Below are 2,948 nucleotides of genomic sequence, written 5' to 3' on the forward strand. Positions count from 1 at the left end.
ACCGGGAGAATGGGTTGGCGACCGGCACTTCAAGCTGGAGGTATCGAAGCTCATTCTGGAGGCCATCGCTTTACCTGGAAAGTGGGATTCGGAAGTCAACACCCGGCTATGGGCCAAATTTGAGCAGTTGATGGGAGAACTGACGGGGTGATTCTGTGGGCCAAGAAGAAAGAGTATGGATAGCAACTCCCCGGCAAAGGGAGTTTTTGCTTTCAGAGGAAGATGAGGTTCTGTACGGCGGCGCCGTAGGCGGCGGCAAAACCCAAGCCTTACTCATAAAGTGTGCTATGCGGTGCATGGAAGTCCCTGGGGCGCACGTTTTATTCCTTCGCCGTGCGTACCCCGACTTGGAAATGTCGGCGATCAAGTCATCCCATGAACTCTTTGCCGGGACAGGGCCGAAGTATGACGGGGGGAAATACCGCTGGAAGTTTCCGCACTCAAATGCTCCGGCGTCTGTATTGCAGTTCGGCTACCTTGAGAAAGACAATGATGTATTTCGGTACTACTCGGCGGAATTTGACCTGATCTGTTTTGACGAATTAACTCAATTTTGCATGACCCCCGAGCACGAGGTTTTAACGGAAAGCGGCTGGAAGCCTATATCGGAAGTGCGGATAGGTGAAAGAGTGTTATCGCTTACAAAAGAAAAAAACATCGTTTATGGGGAAGTAACAGCAACCCCTGCATTTCCGTATAAAGGCAAACTAATAAGCGTAAGACAAAGAGGAATATGCTATGATGTTACGCCGAACCACCGCTTGGTGATAAATAAGCAAAATGGTGACGATTGGTACTTTTGTGAAGCAAAGGATTTACCTCGATTTGCCTACCATCCCAGAAAAGGCAATTGGGCAGATGGCAAAGAGACAGAATGGGTAACTATGCCGGATGTGAATGGAAGAGGCATTGGACCAAATCAAAACAGTGCAACTAAAATTAATGCAGATGATTACCTATTATTGCTTGGGTGGTATCTGTCGGAAGGAAGCGCATATTTATCTGCCAAATCCAGAGGAGGAACATCGCCTTGCGTAAGCATCAGGCAGACAAAGCCAAATAAAGAATTATCCCAACTAATGGACCGGTTGCCCTGGCGGGTTAAATCCGATGGCGATAATGGTTACAAAATATATAGCCGACAGTTGTACGAGCATTTTAAGCCCATGGGTAATACCTATAGCAAAAGAGTTCCCCGGTTTGTTATGAACCTGTCTAAGCGGCAAATGAAGTTATTTTTTGATGCTTTTATGGCGGGGAACGGATATATAACCCCTCACGGAAGCATTCAAATTGCGTTAGCAAATGAAGGCATAGTAGATGATCTTCAGGAAATTTCAATTAAATTAGGGCGGGTAGCAACCAAAAAGTATTTACGGATAAGAAACAAATACGATGCTTGGCAATTAAGGGTATATACAGATAACCCGGAGCGTGGTTCCGGTTGTACCGAAGTAAGAGTAAAACACCGTAAGGAAATAGATTATGAAGGCATGGTCCATTGCCTTACAGTAGAACCGCACCACACATTTCTGGTTCGCTATATGGGACGACTTTTTTGGAGCGGAAATAGCATGTACCAATTTACATTCATGCTGGCCCGTTGCCGGACTACCAAGAAAGGGGTAAAGCCTCTTATAAGGGCGGCGACAAACCCCGGCGGTATAGGTCATGCCTGGGTTAAATCTCGTTTTGTTGATAAATGCCAGGGTGGGAAGGTTTACACTGACCCCGACACCAGAAGGACAAGGCGGTTTATCCCGGCCAAGCTGGAGGACAACCCGCACATTATGGAAAACGACCCGGGGTACGAGCAGAGATTGAACGATCTGCCCGAAAACGTGCGAAAAGCGTTAAGGGAAGGCTCCTGGGAGATAACTTCCGGCCTTGCTTTCCCTGAGTTTTCGTATGATATTCACGTATGCCGGACGTTTCAACCGGATTTGTGGTGGAAAAGGTGGCTTGCAAACGACCCAGGATATACCGACCCCTTTGTATGGCTTTCTTTAGCCGTGGGACCGGACGGTAAAGTGTATGTTTACCGGGAAATTACCCGGGAACCGAAGGAACCGAGAATTACCTACTCCGACCAGGCCCGGTTGGTGCTGGATTTATCAATCGCCGAGGACCCGGATACCGGCGAGAAAGTACCCGAAAACTACGAATTTAAGGTAACCGGCCGGGATGCGTTTTCCAGGAACCCCGAGACCGGCAAGTGTATTGTTGATTACTACAACGAAGGGGGATTGTACGGCTTTTTAGAACCCCCGAGAGGGCAGAAAACGGACCGGAGATTTAGAAAGGCGGTCCTGCATGAGTACCTGAAGCCTTACGAAGATCCCCAAACCGGCAAAATGACCGCGAGGTTGCAGATCATGGATTGCTGCGAGAAACTGATCGAGACGTTGCCCGTTCTGATGGAGGACGAAAAAGACCCCGAAAGGGTAGCGTTGAGCGGCTATAACCATTGGTATGATTGTGTAGGCTACGCCCTGATAAAATGGCATAGCATTATTTCCCCCTTGCCGCAGCCTGAGATGGGCGAAATTGCCAGGATTAAAGAAAAGCTGGCGAAACAAAACCGGAGACACCGGAGGAGATTTTGGTGACGGAGCGATTGACCTATAGGGCCGGATACGGCAAGTCCACGGTGGAAAACAATATCAAGGTATTAATGGAGCTTGACGGGCTTGACCATGAAAGGGCCAGAAAAGCGGCTCTGAAGGTGGCCCGGAGGGCGTTTTTCAAAAAGCACCCTTCCGGAAACCTGCCGCCCTACCTGGAGGGGTAAACATGCCTTTGCTAAAAGGGTATTCGGTGCAGACGATTAAGAAGAATATCCGGGAAATGATCAACTCTGGAAGGCCAAAGGACCAGGCGGTGGCGGCGGCGTATAGCAAGGCCCGCGAATGTTTTAAAGACAGGCACCCGGGGAGGAAGTTGCCGGG

2 protein-coding genes are annotated in these 2,948 nt (G+C 49.0%); both read left to right on the forward strand.

Translation table 11 applies throughout. The features are described 5' to 3' along the window. Positions 1–155: 155 nt before the first annotated feature. Positions 156–2,609, forward strand: coding sequence for a hypothetical protein (locus PHI12_12150; protein ID MDD5511544.1), 2,454 nt, complete (start codon positions 156–158; stop codon positions 2,607–2,609). Further along, the gene (locus PHI12_12155) at positions 2,606–2,791 is read left to right on the forward strand and encodes a hypothetical protein (protein ID MDD5511545.1); all 186 of its coding nucleotides are present in this window, start codon (positions 2,606–2,608) and stop codon (positions 2,789–2,791) included. The genes PHI12_12150 and PHI12_12155 overlap by 4 nt, the downstream gene beginning before the upstream one ends. Positions 2,792–2,948: the final 157 nt, after the last annotated feature.

It is taken from the genome of Dehalococcoidales bacterium (genome assembly GCA_028716225.1).
In the GTDB taxonomy this organism is placed as follows: domain Bacteria; phylum Chloroflexota; class Dehalococcoidia; order Dehalococcoidales; family UBA5760; genus UBA5760.